This window comes from Micromonospora sp. NPDC002411 (genome assembly GCF_053592955.1).
The window spans coordinates 19,903-37,505 of record NZ_JBSFBM010000019.1; the positions used below are offsets into that span (position 1 = coordinate 19,903).

The 17,603-nt window shown below is 69.4% G+C and carries 18 protein-coding genes; 14 read left to right on the forward strand and 4 right to left on the reverse strand.

Features of this window, described 5'->3' with window-relative positions:
• Positions 1-11: 11 nt before the first annotated feature.
• Complete coding sequence (locus tag ACWCO3_RS04625; RefSeq protein ID WP_145784841.1) at positions 12-1,766, reverse strand: ATP-binding protein; 1,755 nt, start codon at positions 1,764-1,766, stop codon at positions 12-14.
• A 562-nt stretch (positions 1,767-2,328) separates the two neighbouring features.
• On the opposite strand from ACWCO3_RS04625, the gene ACWCO3_RS04630 reads away from it, so the two are divergent.
• The 6 genes from ACWCO3_RS04630 to ACWCO3_RS04655 all read left to right on the forward strand — a co-directional run bounded on the left by ACWCO3_RS04630 (position 2,329) and on the right by ACWCO3_RS04655 (position 6,285).
• The gene (locus ACWCO3_RS04630; RefSeq protein ID WP_357934088.1) at positions 2,329-3,033 is read left to right on the forward strand and encodes a hypothetical protein; all 705 of its coding nucleotides are present in this window, start codon (positions 2,329-2,331) and stop codon (positions 3,031-3,033) included.
• Positions 3,034-3,036: 3 nt separating this feature from the next.
• A complete protein-coding gene (locus ACWCO3_RS04635) occupies positions 3,037-3,522 on the forward strand; it encodes a hypothetical protein (RefSeq protein WP_450008480.1) in 486 nt (161 codons plus the stop codon).
• Positions 3,523-3,738: 216 nt separating this feature from the next.
• The gene (locus ACWCO3_RS04640) at positions 3,739-4,104 is read left to right on the forward strand and encodes a hypothetical protein (protein ID WP_358162778.1); all 366 of its coding nucleotides are present in this window, start codon (positions 3,739-3,741) and stop codon (positions 4,102-4,104) included.
• A gap of 213 nt (positions 4,105-4,317) precedes the next feature.
• The gene (locus ACWCO3_RS04645) at positions 4,318-4,902 is read left to right on the forward strand and encodes a hypothetical protein (protein WP_358162780.1); all 585 of its coding nucleotides are present in this window, start codon (positions 4,318-4,320) and stop codon (positions 4,900-4,902) included.
• Positions 4,903-5,027: 125 nt separating this feature from the next.
• Positions 5,028-5,546: a SigE family RNA polymerase sigma factor gene (locus ACWCO3_RS04650; RefSeq protein WP_145784840.1), complete on the forward strand. Its 519-nt coding sequence runs from the start codon at positions 5,028-5,030 to the stop codon at positions 5,544-5,546.
• Complete coding sequence (locus tag ACWCO3_RS04655) at positions 5,539-6,285, forward strand: hypothetical protein (protein WP_450008483.1); 747 nt, start codon at positions 5,539-5,541, stop codon at positions 6,283-6,285. Before ACWCO3_RS04650 ends, ACWCO3_RS04655 begins: the two co-directional genes overlap by 8 nt.
• Positions 6,286-6,396: 111 nt before the next feature.
• Here ACWCO3_RS04655 and ACWCO3_RS04660 read toward each other — a convergent pair whose 3' ends face one another.
• Complete coding sequence (locus ACWCO3_RS04660) at positions 6,397-7,143, reverse strand: pyrimidine reductase family protein (protein ID WP_357934101.1); 747 nt, start codon at positions 7,141-7,143, stop codon at positions 6,397-6,399.
• A gap of 150 nt (positions 7,144-7,293) precedes the next feature.
• Here ACWCO3_RS04660 and ACWCO3_RS04665 point away from each other — a divergent pair, with 150 nt between their 5' ends.
• The 6 genes from ACWCO3_RS04665 to ACWCO3_RS04690 all read left to right on the forward strand — a co-directional run bounded on the left by ACWCO3_RS04665 (position 7,294) and on the right by ACWCO3_RS04690 (position 13,948).
• Complete coding sequence (locus tag ACWCO3_RS04665; RefSeq protein ID WP_145784837.1) at positions 7,294-7,857, forward strand: plasmid pRiA4b ORF-3 family protein; 564 nt, start codon at positions 7,294-7,296, stop codon at positions 7,855-7,857.
• A 319-nt stretch (positions 7,858-8,176) separates the two neighbouring features.
• Positions 8,177-9,466, forward strand: coding sequence for an ABC transporter substrate-binding protein (locus ACWCO3_RS04670; RefSeq protein WP_145784836.1), 1,290 nt, complete (start codon positions 8,177-8,179; stop codon positions 9,464-9,466).
• Between the two features lie 109 nt (positions 9,467-9,575).
• Positions 9,576-10,547, forward strand: coding sequence for a carbohydrate ABC transporter permease (locus tag ACWCO3_RS04675; protein WP_145784835.1), 972 nt, complete (start codon positions 9,576-9,578; stop codon positions 10,545-10,547).
• Positions 10,548-10,557: 10 nt separating this feature from the next.
• Positions 10,558-11,400, forward strand: coding sequence for a carbohydrate ABC transporter permease (locus ACWCO3_RS04680; RefSeq protein ID WP_145784834.1), 843 nt, complete (start codon positions 10,558-10,560; stop codon positions 11,398-11,400).
• Positions 11,397-12,818, forward strand: coding sequence for a GH1 family beta-glucosidase (locus ACWCO3_RS04685; RefSeq protein ID WP_145784833.1), 1,422 nt, complete (start codon positions 11,397-11,399; stop codon positions 12,816-12,818). Before ACWCO3_RS04680 ends, ACWCO3_RS04685 begins: the two co-directional genes overlap by 4 nt.
• 83 nt (positions 12,819-12,901) lie before the next feature.
• Positions 12,902-13,948 (forward strand): LacI family DNA-binding transcriptional regulator, encoded by a 1,047-nt coding sequence (locus ACWCO3_RS04690; RefSeq protein WP_145784832.1) that lies wholly within the window; start codon positions 12,902-12,904, stop codon positions 13,946-13,948.
• Between the two features lie 34 nt (positions 13,949-13,982).
• Here ACWCO3_RS04690 and ACWCO3_RS04695 read toward each other — a convergent pair whose 3' ends face one another.
• Positions 13,983-15,194 carry an acyl-CoA dehydrogenase family protein gene (locus tag ACWCO3_RS04695; protein ID WP_145784831.1) on the reverse strand — a complete coding sequence of 404 codons (1,212 nt, stop codon included), beginning with the start codon at positions 15,192-15,194 and terminating at the stop codon, positions 13,983-13,985.
• Positions 15,194-16,273, reverse strand: a complete 1,080-nt coding sequence (locus ACWCO3_RS04700; RefSeq protein ID WP_358048740.1) for a phosphotransferase family protein — start codon at positions 16,271-16,273, stop codon at positions 15,194-15,196. Before ACWCO3_RS04700 ends, ACWCO3_RS04695 begins: the two co-directional genes overlap by 1 nt.
• A gap of 150 nt (positions 16,274-16,423) precedes the next feature.
• Here ACWCO3_RS04700 and ACWCO3_RS04705 point away from each other — a divergent pair, with 150 nt between their 5' ends.
• A complete protein-coding gene (locus ACWCO3_RS04705; RefSeq protein WP_145784829.1) occupies positions 16,424-17,125 on the forward strand; it encodes an ACT domain-containing protein in 702 nt (233 codons plus the stop codon).
• An 89-nt stretch (positions 17,126-17,214) separates the two neighbouring features.
• Positions 17,215-17,603, forward strand: a 389-nt coding sequence (locus ACWCO3_RS04710; RefSeq protein WP_450008489.1) for an ACT domain-containing protein, incomplete at its 3' end; no start/stop codon positions are given.

Consider the following 17,603-nt stretch of genomic DNA (forward strand, 5'->3'; position numbering starts at 1 on the left):
CCGGCCCCTACCTAGAACGGGATGTCGTCGTCGGAGCTGCCACCGCCGGAGCCCACCACGGCGAACGGGTCGGCGGACTGGGTGATCGAGCGCAGCGTCTCCGATGGCGCCCGACCCGCCTCGGAAACCCGGGTGGCCCAGGCCGGGAACGGAAACTCCAGACAGAGCGGCACCGGGATGTCCGGCTGGTTGACGAACATGGTGCCCGGCTTGGCCAGCAGCGCCCGCTGGCGCTGGGCGGGCGGGAGGAAACCGTACTCCGGGCGGGACGCCTCGGCCGGGTCGAGCCGGCCGACCACCCGGATCGCCGAGTTCGTGACGATCCGCCGTTCCACCTCGCTCGCCGTCTGCTGCGCGCCGATCAGGATCACCCCGAGCGAGCGGCCCCGCTCGGCGATGTCGAGCAGCACCTCCTTGATGGGGGAGGAGCCCTCCCGGGGGGCGTACTTGTTGAGCTCGTCGAGGACGACGAAGAGCAGCGGCTTCGCGGTGCCGGCCTTCTCCTTGCGCTCGAACTCGCTCTTCAGCGTCACACCGACCACGAACCGCTGCGCCCGGTCCGGAAGGTTGTGCAGGTCGACCACCGTGACCTGCGCGGACTCGCTGGTGTTGATCGAGTGCGGGCGGCGGGTCGCCAGGTCGCCACGGATCAGCCGGGCGAGGTCCTTCTTACTGCCGATCAGCCGCCGGGCGAACGCGTTGACGGTGCCCAGACCGACAGCGCTGCCCGCCCAGTCGGAGCGGGTCTCGTCATCGTTGAGCTGGTCGACGATGTGGTCCACCAGATCGCCGTAGGAGCCGAGCCGGACCCCGTCGATGCTCACCCCGCCGTCGGCCGGCTGGGCGTAACGGGCCAGGTGGGCCGCCACCGAGTGCACCACCATCGTGTACTGCTGGCGTTCGTCGTCGGCGTCGGCGAAGACGTACGGCAGCAGGCGGTCGGTGCAGAACTCGGCGAGCGTCCAGTAGAAGCTGTCGACCCCGGTGAGCCGGCTGCTCACGTCGGGAGTGCCCGACGAGTCGCCGGGGCGCGGCGGGGCGTACACCCGCACGTCGGGGAACGCGCCGGCGCTCAGCCCCAGCTTCGCGTACGCGGCCCGGGTGGGCTCGTCCAGGCGGGTGTTGGGGTGGTCGAGGAAGAGCAGGTCCTCGCCCTTGACGTTGAAGATCAGCGCCTTGGCGTTGACCGCGTCGCCACCCAGCACCCCGGAGCGGAACACCGAGTAGAGCAGGAAGGTGGCGAAGCTGGTCTTGGTGGCGACACCGGAGATGCCGGAGATGGAGACGTGCGCGCCCCGGCTGCCGTCCAGGAAGTCGGCGTTGAGGTAGACCGGGACGCCGTCGCGGCCCATCCCCATCGGGATGCGCCGCTCCATCCGGTCGAAGTGCAGCGCGCGCGCCCGGGCGTCGCCCTCGGCCCGGTGCACCACCGCGCCCGGGGTCGGCGGAACGTACAGCTCCGGGTCGACGCGCGTGGTGGTGACCTCGGCCGCCTCCTGCACCTGCGCGGGCAGCGTGCCGTCGGCGATGGCGAACACGTCCGAGTCGAACTGGGCGCCCTCGTGCCGGGCGCGGACCTGGGTGACCACCCCGGCGATGGTGACCGGCTCCCGGTCCGGCAGCTCCCGGCGGGTGACCACCACGTCGTCGAGCTGGAGGTAGCTGCCGGGCGCCACGGCCGTCCAGAACTGCAGCGGGGTGGCGTCGGCGGTGCCCAGCACCCGCCCGACCGCCTCGCCAGGGCTGTCGAGGTCGGCTTCGGTCATCGGGCGACTCGGGTCGCTCGGGCAGCACGGTCGGGAAGCATGCTGTGCATCCTGCCCGAGGAGTACGACAGGTCGCCACGCGACGCGGCGGACGACACCATGCGCCGTCACACTCATGACGCTGGGTGCTCGATCGGACGCGCGTGGTGGAAGGGAATCAGGTCGGCGAGCCACGCGCGGAGAGCAGCGCCCGGACGCCCGGGCTGCGCACCGGTTGAGTCGGCGCGTCTTGTCCGATCGAGAGCAGATTGCCCGGACGGTGAATCGATCCGGGCGGTGGGCTCGTGTTGGATCGGCGCGCGGAGGGTCTTGCGCGCTGATGCCGGCGCCCTTCGCGAATCCATTGCATCCGTTCGCGTCGTTGCGGATTTTGCCAATTGCGCCTCCCTGTCGAGGCCTTGGACCGTTTCGGGGCATTCGTGTAGGCAAGTGCGACATGAGATTGGGGGTATAGCGAGCCGTCTGTCTCACGTATTCTCGGGGCGCCGTGATCACAGCGCTTTGGGCTGGGGGTCTTGTCGATCCGGTATTCCGATAACTCGTCCTGGCGAAGGGTGGGCCGATGGCTCCTTCGGTAAAAACGCAGATCGCTGTGGCGCCTGATGGTCGGAGAGTCACTGTCTCCTGCCGTGCGGAGCGCCTTCAGGAAGAGTGGTTCTGGCATGCGCGGTTGACAAGTAAGGCCTTTGCGATTTCGGTGGCAGTCGGACGGCCGCAGTACGCGGCTGACAGCGTGGCTGCCGGTGGCTATCAGCTCAGGGAGAGGGTGAGCTACGGGACCCATCCGCTTACGGTTTCCGTCTCTCCCGAGGGCGAGGGTTATCTGGTCACCTGGGAGTCGACTCATCACAGCCTGGTGTTCGGAGGGCCGGGGCAGGCTCCCCGGCTACGGGACATCACCACCCTTCTCGACGAGCTCAGGCCGCAGGACGGCGTCGATGGCCTGCGACTTCGCCCAGCGCCGGGGAGCGAGACCGTCATGTGGGGTCTTTTCGGCGTTAAGTTCACCGATGCCGGAATGGTTTCCTTCTATCCGCGGCAGGAAGCGACGGGACTAGTGCCGGATCAACCGGGGCTCTCCGTGCCGGCCGGTGACCTCTGGCGCAAAACGATGGGCTCCGCTGACGGCAGCGGAGGTCAGAGCAAGTACATCCTCGCGAACGATAGCTCCGTGGCGGTGCTCGACGACGACTTCGGTCGTGCCGCGACTATCACGCAGGCTGCTCAGGAAGCCCTGCTCTCTTCCCTCTCCGTGAAGTGGTCGTAGGTCGTGACCTCGATCCTGGCGGCCGCTCTCGTGGCCGCGTGGGCGGCGATTGTGTTGCTGTTCCTCGGATACAGCGCCCTATTGGGACAAATTAGGGAATTCAAGAGCGGGCAGCCAACCGGAGGCGGCGTCTCGCACCCGGAGCTCGCGGCGCCGTCGGCCGTCAGCAGGACAGTCGCCTTGGTCGTCGGTTCTGGATGCGCAACGTGTGCAGAGGTGTTGCCGGCATGGCTGACGCTGGCGCCCCAGCTCGCCGACGCCGGTCATCGGCCGGTACTGCTGAGCATCGACAACTCCACGGGTTGGGCCGAGCACGGCGCTGAGACTTTCATGCTGGGCTCGGAGCTGTCCGCGCCACTACTGCTGGCGTATCAGCCAGCTCTCCTGCTGTTTGACGAGTCCGGAGCGATCGTCTCTGCCGAACCCGTCGGTTCCGCACTCGGGCTGCAAGAGTATTGCGCACCGCTACTCGGGCTCGTCTCCTCCTGACCGCGGCTGTTTTGAAGAAAGGCTCTCGACATGTCCTCTCTGTTGGACCGGATCCCAACAATCGAATTTCAGGCTGAAGCAGGAGGCGTGGGTTCGGGTGCCACGCCGATGTCCAGTCGCCCACTGGCTACGCCGTCTCAGCCCGTCCCGGCCCGGTCGACGATCGAACGACGCTCTTTTCTTCGCGCGGTGGTGGTCGGGGGAGGTGCGCTGGCCGTGACGATGTTCGGTTGGGTTGGCGAGCGCATCCCCGCCTTCGCAGCGAAAGGTGACCGGGTCACGCTGCATCCGACCCACTGCATGGGCACGAATACCAGTGGCGATGTGCCCTGTTGGGGGCGGCAGTACATTGGTGGGACCTACTGCGGCACGGACGGCCGGCACCGCAACGACACCGTCAACATGGGCAGCTACGACCGGCTCTACAGTTGGGAGGCCGCCTGCGGCGGCTATGCAGGCTGGTACTGGGTCAATGACCGCGACGTCCAGACTCGCTGTTGGGACGGACGCTACTACACGATCGTGCACGCAACCGGCCTCAAGAGCGGCCCTTACACCACCTGCTGCAAGAAGACGGTGTAAGAGACGATGACCGCCCCGGTACTCGGTGGACTCGGCAAGTTGGCATCACCTTTGCAGATGGCGTACGTCGTCGTGGCAGGAACGATCGCGCTGGCGGTCGCCTCGCTGCTGTCGCCGTTCGCCGTCGGAACTGTCCTGATATCTGCCTGCGCGGTTGGGGTGGCGGCCGGGTACTCGACGTCTGGATCTGTTTGAAGCCACAACTCAGCCGCGTTGCTGACCTCGTCGGTCTGGCGGGGAACGAAGAATGTGAACTACTTCAACCACGGTCTCCTCTTGGGAGGCACCGCGTCCGGCCTGTTGTTGCTGCTGCCGGCCGCGGCTGTGCAGCTGCTTCCGCTGATCGTCCGGGAGGTCTCCCTGGTGATCGTGGTCGTGCTGGCGGTTCTCTGTGAGGTTCGGATCGTGCCCTTCCGGCTTCCCCAGAATGCTCGCCAGGTGCCAAGCTCGATCATGGTGCGGGCGGACGGCAGTGGTGCCCTGCAGTTCGGCTTCGAGATGGGTACTGGACTCCGCACGTTCGTCCCGACCCAGTTGCCGTACCTGCTGGTCGCTCTGTCCCTGCTGATAGTGCCGTGGTGGGCGGCGCCGATGATGGGTACCTGCTTCGGATTCGGCCGGACCCTCATGGTCCGATCGGCCGTCAGTTCGGGTGATGCCTCGCAGTGGGATGCCCGATTCGCCAGCCATCGCAGGACGATCGTCGCGCTGTGTTGGATCGCTGCCCTGGGGGCTCTGACCGTCATCGTCACCGTGCTTCCCGATTCGACACTCTTCGCCCCGCTGCCGTTCCGGTAGCCGTCGTCGTGGGTCAGTTGCCGCTCCAAGCAACTGGCCCACGGCTCGAGAGTTCGAGGGCAATCGCTGACCGGCGGGACTCAACTTCCCAGGCGGCGGTCGCGTTACTTAGGTATGGAGCACGTATGAATGACGACTTCGGCACTTTCGTCGCGACGAGCGGCCCTCGACTGCTCCGCTTCGCCGTTCTGATCACCGGGCAGCGGGCCGATGCCGAGGATCTGCTGCAGGAGGTGTTGGAGCAGGCATACCCCCGCTGGCGGGCGGTCCGGCAGCGGCAGCCGGAAGCCTATCTGCGCCGTGCCATGACCAACCGGCTGGCCAGCCGATGGCGCTCACCGTGGAACCGACGTCGGGTGGCGCACCTGCCGGATGCGGCGGCGCAGCAGGACGAGATGGCTCGGGTCGATGACCGGGAGGTGCTTCTGGCGGCGATGCGGGAGCTTCCGCCGCGGATGCGGGCCGTTGTGGTGTTGCGGTACTGGCTGGGTCTCTCCGAGGCGGAGGTAGCCGCCGAATTGGACTGTTCCACGGGCTCGGTGAAGAGCCAGGCTTCCCGCGGTCTGCACCGCTTGCGAGCTCGACTGGAAGCTGCCGGTGTCACCCCACTCGACCTCGACCTTGCGGAGGACAACCATGCGTGATCACGAGGTGGCTGACCTGCTCGACCGCGCTGTCGCGACTGTCGAACTGCCGTCCGGTCTCGCCGGACGGGTCGTTGCCGGAAGCCGGGCGCGTCGACGCCGACGTCTGCTGGCGGTCGGTGCGGTGGCGGTGGTGGCCGCTGCGGGGGCACTGCTGCTTCCGCAGGTGGACCCGCTCGGCCGCGATGGCGGCAGCGACGTCGGGGGCGCCGAGCCCGGCGCGGCTGCCGACGTCCCGACCGGGATCCTCGGTCCCGACGGTCGAGCGGTGACAGAGACGCAAATTGTCGCTGTCGGTCGGGCCGGGTCGGAGACGCTTGTACTGGTCAACCGGGAGCCGCACGCCGACGAGCGGGCTGTCGGGGGGAAAGCGGCCGAGGTGTGGGTCGCCCCGGACGGGGGCGGTGCGCGACGGTTGCACGACTACCTCTCGTACGATCTCGCATGCATCGACGGTGACGCGGTCTGTGCAGCTGTCCGGTCCACTGGCAGCGGGCTGGGCGTGGCCGTGGCCCGGCGCTCAGGTGGCCGGCTCTACGTGCTGGTCCAGGCACCGCAGGGGCGTACCGTCGAGGTCGTGGCCGACGGCGTGCCGCACTCGCTCGGCCCGGCCCCGCGCGGCGCGGTGACGGAGGTGGTCGCCATCGAGCCGTACGACGAAGTGCAGGTCTGGGCGAGCACTACGGACGGCCAGCGCTACCGGATCCCGTGGGCTCCCGGCGCGGTCCTGAACGACTGAGCCCTCCGCACACGGGACCGCCTGCCGCAGCCCTCGCCGACCCGAGCGCCGCAGCCTGTGCGGGCGCGATGGACGGGCGATGTCGATGTCGGTCGCCCTCGACGAGCGGTCCTACCGACGGGCGTGGCGCAGCATGAGGACGCCGTCGTCGGCGGCGAGCACGTGGCGCAGCGGCAGGTGTCGGGGCGGGGCGGTGTCGCCGGCGGTGATCCGGCCCGGTCCGGGGCCCGCGAGCAGGGGGGAGACGGTCAGGCACAACTCGTCCACGAGGTCGGCGGCGGTGAGCGCGCCGAACAGGTGCGGGCCACCCTCGCAGAGCAGTTGGGTGAGCCCGCGCCCGTGCAGCGCGGCAAGGCCGGCGGCCAGGTCGACCCGGTCGGTGCCGCAGCGCAGCAGATCGGCAACGTCGGTGAGGCCGGGCGGCGGGTCGGCGTCGGCGTGGGTGAGGACGATCGGGCGGGTCGGCGCGTCGGCGAAGGCGGCCTGCGCCGGGTCCAGGTCGAGGGAGCCGGAGACGACCACGAGCGTCGGGTACTCCGCCAGCCCGTTGGCCCGACGCCAGGCGCGGCGGGCCTCGTTCAGACGGACCGCCCGGTACGCCTCGTGGCGAAGCGTGCCGGCGGCGACCACCAGCGCGTCGCAGACCATCCGCAGCAGGCCGAACACCCGCTTGTCCGGCTCCCCGGAGAGCCCGGCGGAGTAGCCGTCCACGGTGACGGCGCCGTCCAGGCTGGAGACGAAGTTGACCCGCAGTCGGGGCTGGTCGGAGCGGCCGTAGAGGGCGGTCAACGCGGCGTTGTCGAGCGGCTGTGCCGACGGCTCGGGCCAGAGCCGTCGGATCGGAATTCCGACCGTCATTCGCCGGCCGGACCAGTGACCGGAGGGGTCGGTTCGACGGTACGGTGCTGACAGTCGCACCAGTTCCGGCCCGGGCAGTCGTCGTGTCGCCGGGCCCGGCACGCGCGGCAGATCATGCTCGCAGCCTAAGCCGCGGGAGGACAGGACAGCATGCCGCGTCAGATCTTCCAGCTGAAGATGTCCCTGGCCAGCATCCGCCCACCGGTGTGGCGGCGGGTCCTCGTGCCGGCCGGTTACACGCTGGACCGGCTGCACCGGGTGGTGCAGCACGCGATGGGGTGGCGGGACTGCCACCTGCACTCGTTCGAGATCGACGCCGTGCAGTACGGCGAGCCCGACCCGGACGGCGAGTTGGGGCTGCACGACGAGTTGGACGCGCGGTTGGACGCGGTGCTCGGTAAGGGCAGCCGGTTCTCCTACACGTACGACTTCGGCGACTGGTGGGAGCATGACCTGGTCGTGGAAGACGCGCTGACCGTCGACCCCGAGGAGCGGTACCCGGTCTGTCTGGCCGGCGAGCGGGCCTGCCCGCCGGAGGGCATCGGTGGGCCGCTGGGTTACCGCGCGCTTCTGGTGGCCATGGACGACCAGGCCGCGCCGGCCGATCTCGCCGACCCGCGGCTGGCGTTGCTGCGCGACTGGGCGGGCGCCAGCTTCGACCCGTCCCGCTTCGATCCCGACCGGGCGACCACCCTCCTCCGCCGCTTCTGCTGATCACGCCCTCGCGCCGCCCGCCCTGTCGATCAAGAGATTTGCGTCAGAGGCACGGCGATTTCTGACCGAAATCTCTTGATCACCATGGGTTGAAGAGGTGGTCAGGGTGGGTGTGGGCTGGGACGGAAGGGGCTGCCGGGGCGTGCGGTAACGATCTGGGAACGCTCCCATCGCCCTATTGACACTCCCGTTACCCGACGGCAATCTCATGGGAGCGCTCCCGAGGTGGCATGGGTCACTCACGCATCCCCGGCCTGGCGCGATGAAACACCCCCCACCACAACCACCCAGCCTCACCACCGGAAAGAGGGGTCAGCGCATGAGTGTCACCACGCGGCGTACCCGCCTGGCGGCCGCTGCCCTGGCCGCGATCACCGCAATCGGCGGTCTCGCGGCCTGCGGCAAGGACGACGACAAGCCGGCTGCCGGCGAGAAGCCGACCAAGTTGGTCGTCGACACCTTCAGCGAGTTCGGCTACGACGAGCTCGTCAAGCAGTACGAGAAGGACACCGGCATCAAGGTCGAGCTGCGCAAGACCGCACAGCTCAGCGAGTACCGGCCGAAGCTGGTCCGCTACCTGGCGACCGGCAAGGGCGCGGCGGACGTCACCGCTCTGGAAGAGGGCATCCTCAACGAGTTCAAGACCAACCCGCGTAACTGGGTTGACCTCAACCCGCTGATCGCCGACCACTCCAAGGAATACCTGCCCTGGAAGTGGGAGCTGGGCAAGTCGCAGGACGGCCGGCTGGTCGGCCTGCCGACCGACGTCGGCAGCCTCGCCGTCTGCTACCGCAAGGACCTGTTCCAGGCGGCCGGCCTGCCCACCGAGCGCGACCAGGTGTCGGCGCTCTGGCCGGACTGGAAGGGCTTCCACGACGCCGGCCTGAAGTACAAGCAGGGCAGCGGCGGCAAGGCGTTCGTCGACTCGATCACCGCCGTCTCCAACGGTGTCATGTTCCAGGGCAACGGTGATCTGTTCTACGACAAGGAGAACAACATCATCGCGGACACCAGCCCCGCGGTGAAGAACGCCTGGGACACCGCCACCTCGATGGTGGACATCTCCGCCAAGACGTCCACCTGGTCGCCGGAGTGGTCGGGTGGCTTCAAGCAGGGCACCTTCGCTGTCACCTTCTGCCCGTCCTGGATGCTCGGCATCGTGTCGGACAACTCCGGTCCGGCGAACAAGGGCAAGTGGGATGTCGCGGCCGTGCCGGGTGGCGGCGGCAACTGGGGTGGCTCGTGGCTCGCGGTTCCGGAGCAGAGCAAGTACCCGAAGGAGGCGGCGAAGCTCGCCGAGTACCTCACCAACGCGAAGAGCCAGGTGGACGCCTTCAAGCTCAAGGGCCCGCTGCCCACCAACCTGGAAGCGCTGAAGAACGAGGCGTTCCTCAGCTACACCAACGAGTACTTCAGCAACGCGCCGACCGGCAAGATCTTCGGTGAGAGCGTCGCCAAGATCCAGCCGACCCACCTGGGTCCGAAGCACCAGGCGGTGAAGGAGAACGCGTTCGAGCCGGCACTGCGGGCGTTCGAGAACGGGCAGGCCGACAAGGCGAAGGCCTGGGAGCAGTTCACGAAGGACGCCAAGACTCAGGGTGCCTTCTGAGTGATTCCCTGCCGGTGGCGTTCGGGGTTTCCCGGACGCCACCGGCCGGTCCCCTCCGCGTAGCGCCCTGCGCGAGGGCCCCCGGGCCTCGCCGGAAAAGGAATTTCGCATGAGCCTGTCGGCCACGACGGCACCGCCGTCGCCAGCAGCACCGCCCTCTCCCGACGTCTCTTCCCGACGTAACCGGGGAAGGTTACTCAACCGCCTCGACGTCAAGTACTCGCCGTACCTCTACATCGCACCGTTCTTCCTGATCTTCGGTGTGTTCGGGCTGTACCCGATGCTGCGTACCGCCTGGATGTCGCTGCACGACTGGGACATGATCGGCGACCACTCGTTCATCGGCTTCGACAACTACACCCGGCTGGTGTCGGACGAGTACTTCTGGAACGCGCTGGTCAACACGTTCGGCATCTTCGCCCTGTCGACCATCCCGCAGCTGTTGCTCGCCCTCTTCCTGGCGAATCTGCTCAACCGGACCTTCCTGCGCGCCAAGACCTTCTTCCGGATGGCCATCTTCGTGCCGAACGTGGTGTCGGTGGCCGCTGTCGCGATCGTCTTCGGGATGCTGTTCCAGCGGGAGTTCGGCCTGTTCAACTGGCTGCTCAGCCTCGTTGGTGTCGACGCGGTCGACTGGGACTCGCAGCGGTGGAGTTCCTGGACCGCCATCTCCACGATGGTCAACTGGCGGTGGACCGGGTACAACACCCTGATCCTGCTCGCCGGGATGCAGGCCATCCCGAAGGACCTCTACGAGGCCGCGGAGATCGACGGCGCGAGCCCGTGGCGGCAGTTCTGGCAGATCACCCTGCCCATGCTCAAGCCCACCTTCATCTTCGTGGTCATCCTGTCCACGATCGGCGGCATGCAGCTCTTCACCGAGCCGCTGCTCTTCGGTAACGGCAACATCCTCGGCGGCGACCAGCGGGAGTTCCAGACGCTGGCTATGTACATGTACGAGATGGGAATCGAAAACCTGAGCACCGCCGGCTACGGAGCCGCAGTCGCCTGGGCGATCTTCATGATCATCGTCCTGGTGTCGCTGTTCAACTTCCTACTCGTCCGCCGCTCGGCGAAGTGAGGAGAGATCGATGATCTCGGCTTCCCAGCGCCTGTGGCGCACCAGCCCACTGACCTACGTGGCGCTCGTCCTGGCGGCGCTGCTGTCCATCTACCCGTTCTACTACATGCTGGTGATCGGCACCCGCAGTCTGGACAACATCAACGACGTGCCGCCACCGGTAACCCCCGGCGGAGCGTTCGGTGACAACTTCGGGCGGGTGCTCGACAACGACGCCGCCAACTTCCTCACCGGCATGATGAACTCGATCATCGTCTCCTCGGTGGTCACCGTGTCGGTGGTGCTCACCGGTTCGCTGGCCGGGTTCGCCTTCGCCAAACTGCGGTTCAAGGGCAGCAACGCACTCCTGCTGATGATCATCATCACCATGATGATCCCGACCCAGATGGGGCTCATCCCGCTCTGGAGCATGATGCAGGACCTGGGGTGGTACGACACCCTCTACGCGGTCACCGTGCCGTTCCTGGTCAGCGCCTTCGGCGTGTTCATGATGCGGCAGTACGCCAGCCAGGCGATCTCCGACGAGCTGATCGAGGCCGGTCGGGTCGACGGGGCCAGCACGTTCCGGATCTACTGGAACATCGTGCTGCCCGCGCTGCGTCCCGCCGCCGGTGTCCTCGGTCTGCTGACCTTCATGGAGACCTGGAACTCGTTCATCTGGCCGTACGCCGTCCTCACCCCGGAGAACCCGACCCTGCAGGTCTCGCTCTCCTTCCTCTCGTACGCCTACTACACCGACTACTCCCAGGTGTTCGCCGCCACGGCGATCGGCACCATCCCCCTGGTCATCGTGTTTCTCGTGTTCGGCCGCCAGATCATCGGCGGGATCATGGAAGGTGCCGTCAAGTCGTGAGCAACCCCGCCAGCCCGCCCTCCGTCGACGTCCTCGACGAGCGCCCCGGGCTGACCTTCCCACCCGGATTCCTGTGGGGAGCCGCGACCGCGGCATACCAGATCGAGGGGGCGGCGGCCGAGGACGGCCGCACCCCGTCGATCTGGGACACCTTCAGCCACACCGACGGTCGCGTCGTCGCCGGGCACACCGGCGACGTCGCGTGCGACCACTACCACCGGCTCGGCGGCGACGTCGCGTTGATGGCCGAGCTGGGCCTCAAGTCGTACCGTTTCTCGGTTTCCTGGTCCCGGGTGCAGCCCGGCGGCGTCGGCGCGGCCAACCCGCAGGGGTTGGACTTCTACCGGCGACTCGTCGACGAGCTGCTGGCCAACGGCATCGAGCCGTGGCTGACCCTCTACCACTGGGACCTGCCGCAGCCGCTGGAGGACGCCGGCGGCTGGCCGGCCCGGGACACCGCGGCCCGCTTCGCCGACTACACCACCCTGGTGGCCGACGCGCTCGGTGACCGGGTGCGCTACTGGACCACGCTGAACGAGCCGTGGTGCTCGGCGTTCCTCGGCTACGGGTCCGGCGTACACGCGCCGGGCCGCACCGACGGGGCGGACGCGGTTCGCGCCGGGCACCACCTGATGCTCGGTCACGGCCTGGCCGTGCAAGCGTTGCGGGCGGCCCGACCGGGCGCCGAGGTGGGCGTGACCGTCAACCTCTACCCGGTCGATCCGGCCACCGACGCCCCCGCCGACGTGGACGCGGCGCGGCGCATCGACGGGCTGGCCAACCGGTTCTTCCTGGACCCGCTGCTGCGCGGGTCGTACCCGGAGGACCTGGTGGCCGACCTCGCCACTGTGACGGACTTCGACCACGTGCGGGACGGCGACCTGGCGACCATCTCCGCGCCGCTGGACCTGGTCGGGGTCAACTACTACAGCCGGCACGTCGTCGCCGCGGCGGTCGAGGGCGACCCGGTCGACCCGTCCCCGTCGTGCTGGCCGGGCAGCGAGGACGTCCGGTTCGTCACCCGGGGCGTCCCGGTCACCGACATGGGCTGGGAGATCGACGCCCCGGGCCTGCGCGAGACCCTGCGTCGGGTGCACGGCTACACCGACCTGCCGCTGTACGTCACCGAGAACGGCTCCGCGTTCGTCGACTCGGTGGTCGACGGGGAGGTCGACGACGTCGACCGGCTGGCCTACTTTGACGCGCACCTGCGCGCCGCGCACGAAGCGATCGACGACGGGGTGCCCCTGCGGGGATACTTCGCCTGGTCGTTGATGGATAATTTCGAGTGGGCCTGGGGTTACACGAAGCGGTTCGGCATGATCCACGTCGACTACGACAGCCAGGTTCGCATCCCCAAGTCCAGCGCCAAGTGGTACGCCTCGGTGATCCGGCGCAACGGTCTGGCCGCACAATAGGCTCGGGCCAGCCATCAGGACGGGTCCCGGCGTCCACCTCACGCAGGTGGCGCCGGGTCCGCCCGCCGTCGGAGGAGCACACCATGACAACGCAGCGCACCCGGTCGCTCGGGCGCCCGACCCTCGACGCGGTCGCGGCGCGTGCCGGCGTCGGCCGGGGCACGGTCTCCCGCGTCGTCAACGGCTCGCCCCAGGTCAGCCCGGAGGCCCGGGCCGCGGTCCAACAGGCCATCGCCGAGCTGGGGTACGTGCCGAACCGGGCCGCCCGTGCGCTCGTCACCCAGCGCACCGACTCCGTCGCGCTGGTGGTGTCCGAGTCCGGCGAGCGGGTTTTCACCGAACCGTTCTTCGCCTCGATCGTGCGGGGGATCAGCTCCGGGCTGCTGGAGACGCCGATGCAGCTCTGGCTGGCCATGGCGCAGTCGCCGGTGGAGCGGGAGCGGGTCGAGCACCACCTGACCAACCAGCACGTCGACGGCGTACTGCTGCTGTCGCTGCACGACTCCGACCCGCTGCCGACGTTGCTGGAGGAGCGTGGGCTGCCCGCCGTGCTCGGTGGTCGGCCCGCCCGGATGCTGCAACCGGGCGCACAACCGGCGTGGTTCGTCGACGTGGACAACGTTGGCGGGGCCCGGCAGGCGGTCGAGTACCTGACCGGGCTGGGGCGCCGGCGGATCGCCACCATCGCCGGACCGCAGGACATGGGTGCCGGCCTGGCCCGTCTGGCCGGCTACACCGAGGCGGTCAAGGCCACCGGGGTCGGGGTCAACCCCGACCTGATCGCGTACGGCGACTTCAGCGAGGGCAGCGGCACGGCCTGCATGCGCCGGCTGTTGGACGCCTGCCCGGACCTGGACGCGGTCTTCGTGGCGTCCGACCTCATGGCGTTCGGCGCGCTGCGGACCCTGCGCGAGGCCGGCCGGCGCGTGCCCGAGGACGTCGCGGTGATCGGCTTCGACGACGCGACGATCGCCCTCCAGTCGGACCCGCCGCTGACCACTGTCTTCCAGCCGGTGGAGGAGATGGGCCGGCAGATGGCACGCCTGCTGGTCGCCCGAATCCGCGGCGAGGAGCTACCCACCTCGCACATCCTCCTGGACACCCAGCTGGTCTACCGAGCCTCCGCCTGACCCCCCACCCCCCGGCCCGGCGGGTGGGGGTCGGTCAGGGGGTCCAGCGGCGGAGTTCGCGCTTGGCCAGGGAGTTGCGGTGGACCTCGTCGGGGCCGTCGGCCAGGCGCAGGGTTCGGGTCTGCGCCCAGAGTGCGGCCAGTGGGGTGTCCTGGCTGACGCCGGCGCCGCCGTACCCCTGGATGGCCTTGTCGATGACCCACTCCGCCATCGCCGGGGTGCCGATCTTGATGGCCTGGATCTCGGTGTGTGCGCCCTTGTTGCCGACGGTGTCCATCAGCCAGGCCGTCTTGAGCACCAGCAACCGGGCCTGCTCGATGCGGACCCGCGACTCGGCGATCCACTCCCGGACAACGCCCTGCTCGGCGAGCGGACGGCCGAACGCGATCCGCTCGTTGGCCCGGCGGCAGAGCAATTCCAAGGCCCGCTCAGCCATTCCGATCAACCGCATGCAGTGGTGGATCCGGCCCGGACCGAGCCGGGCCTGGGCGATGGCGAAGCCGGTGCCCTCGGCGCCGATCAGGTTCTCCGCCGGCACCCGGACGTCGGTGAAGTCGATCTCGGCGTGCCCGCCGTGGGAGCCGTCGGTGTAGCCGAAGACGGTCATGCCCCGGCGCACTGTCACGCCGGGCGTGTCCCGGGGGACCAGCACCATGCTCTGCTGACGGTGCCGGTCGGCCGACGGGTCGGTCTTGCCCATCACGATGAAGATCTCGCAGCGCGGGTCCATCGCGCCGGACGACCACCACTTGCGCCCATTGATCACGTACTCGTCGCCGTCACGGGTGATCCGGGTGGCGATGTTGGTGGCGTCGGAGGATGCGACGTCCGGCTCCGTCATGCAGAACGCGGACCGGATCTCGCCCTCCAGCAGGGGCATGAGCCAACGCTGCCGCTGCGCCTCCGAGCCGAACTCGGCCAGCAGCTCCATGTTGCCGGTGTCCGGTGCCGCGCAGTTGACCGCCTCCGGCGCCAGGTGCGGGCTGCGCCCGGTCAGCTCGGCGAGCGGAGCGTACTGGAGGTTGGTCAGGCCGGCGCCGTAGCGCGGATCGGGCAGGAACAGGTTCCACAGACCGCGCTTGCGGGCCTCCGCCTTCAGCTCCGCCAACACCGGGGTACGCGACCACGGGTCACCAGCGGCCACCTGCTCGGCGTGCACGGCCTCGGCCGGGTAGACGTGCTCGGTCAGGAACCGGGTCAGCTCGTCGCGCAGCTCTTCGGTCCGGCTGTCGTATGAGAAGTCCATCACCGCTCCCTGGCGGCGGTCAGCCCGTGCGCGACCAGCGGTGCCACCATCTCGCCGATCCGGTCGAAGCCCTCGCCGAGCGTCTGCCCGAGCGCGTGCCGGTAGTGGATGCCCTCACAGATGACCGCGAGCTTGAAACAGCCCAGCGCCACGTGCCAGTGCAGTGGCCCGACGTCCACGTCGCTGCGCCCGGCGTACCTGTCGATCAGCTCGGCGCCGGTGGGGAAGCCGGCGCGCGGGCCGAGCCCGTCGGCGACCGGGTTGCCCGCCGCGGTGTCGCTGTCGCCCAGCACGTCCCAGTACGTCAACAGCAGCCCGAGGTCGGCGAGGGGGTCGCCGAGGGTCGCCATCTCCCAGTCGAGCACCGCGTGCACTGTCACCGGGTCGGCCGACGCGAGGAGATTGTCGAGCCGGTAGTCGCCGTGCACGATCCGGCCGGCGTTCGCGCCCTCCGGGGCGGTCGCCGCGAGGAGGTCACGCAGCTCGTCGATGCCGGGCAGTGGGCGGCTGCGCGAACGGTCGAGCTGCCCGGCCCAGCGGCGGACCTGGCGGGCCAGGTAGCCCTCCGGCCGGCCGAAGTCGCTCAACCCGACGTCGGACGGCTCGACGCTGTGCAGCGCGGCGAGCGTGTCCATCATCGCCATGGCGAGGGCCCGACGGCGCTCGTCGCCCAGCGGGTCGGTCTGCGCGCGGGTACGGAACACCTCGCCGGGCATCCGTTCCATCAGGTAGAACGGCGCGCCGATCACCTCCGGGTCGGTGCAGAGCAGCAGCGCGCCCGGGACCGGCACCTCGGTCGACGCCAGCGCCGAGATGACCCGGAACTCGCGGGCCATGTCGTGCGCGGTCGCCAGCACGTGCCCCAGCGGGGGACGGCGGAGCACGACCTCGCGGTCGCCGACGCGCAGCAGGTAGGTGAGGTTGGACTTGCCGCCCGCGATCAGGTGCGCCCGCGGCGGCCCGACGGCCAGCTCGGGGCGGTGCTCCGCGAGGTAGTCGCCGAGGCGGTCCAGGGCCAGCCCGGCGGGGGAGGTGGAAACGGCCTCCGGCCGCGACGCATCGAGGGCCGGATCGCTCATCCGACTAGTTGATGGCAGCCCGCTCACGTTGTCAAGGTCAGATTTTGCCCTCGGGACATGGCCCTGCAACAGGGACGAAATGGTCATCTACCAGGCTGTGACCAGCCTGCCGGCCGCGTTTGAGCCGGCCCGCCGAGCGGAGGGACAGACATGTTGCTGCGAGTTCGGGTCACCCTGCCGGACCGTCCGGGCACGCTCGGCCAGGTCGCCCGCACGCTGGGCGTCTCCGGCGCGGACATCGTCCAGGTGGTGGTTCTCGAACGTCTCGGCGGGCGCGCGGTGGACGACTTCACAGTGGTCTGGCCGGGCGCGGCCCGGGTGGAGCGGCTGCTGGCCGGCCTGGCGGCGATTCCGGGGGTGCGGGTGGACGGTGTGTGGCGGGCGATCGGCGCGCCCACCACCACCGGCCAGGACGCGGAGCTGCTGGCGCAGGTCGCGGCCAACCCGGCCGACGGGCTCGCCACCCTCGTCGATGCGGTGCCCGGGCTGCTGGCAGCCGACTGGGCCGTCGCCGCCGTGGTGCCTGTCGACTGGGCCTCGCGGACCGGAGGTGGCGGGGCGACAGTGGGTCACGCGAGCTGGCGTACCCCGGTGCCGTTGCGGTTGCCGGAGGTGACCCCGCTGCGCGGCCGGTCGATGACCACGCCCGACGGCACCCACCACGCGATCGCGCCGTTCGGCCGGGCGGGCCTGGTGCTGGTCGTGGCCCGCGAACACACCGAGACCCTCTCCGCCGCCGCGTTCCACAGCACCGAGGTGGACCGGCTCAGCCAGCTCGTCCGGGCCAGCACGGTGATCCTCGGTGACCGGCTCGACCTGGTCGGCGCACCACCGGTGGTCGCTGGCCCCTGAACGGCCCGAGGAGTTCCCGGCTCGACACCGCCGAGCAACCGGGCGGCAACAGGCGGGGGTGAGGCTCTTACCGGGGAAGGGAGCCAACCATGACGTTGTGGCGGATCCGAGCGACAGTGGACGACCGGCCGGGTTACCTGTCGGTGCTCACGGCCAGCCTCGCGCTGCGCGGGGTCAACATCCTCACCGTGCAGGTGCAGCCCACCGAACAGGGCGCGGTGGACGACTTCCTGGTCGACGCGCCGGACACACTCGACGAGGCCGAGCTGGTCGCCGCCGTCGAGCGGGGCCGGGGCCGGGACTGCTGGGTGGCGCGCAGCGAGGCGCGTGGCCTGGCCGATCAGCCCACCCGGGTGCTCGGGCTGGCCAACCGGCTGGTGCGTGACCCGGACGCGACCGGCGAGGCGCTGCGGGCGCTGCTCGGCGCCGACTCGGTCAGCAGATCGGAAGTGCGTCGTGTCGGGAAAGAGTGTATGCG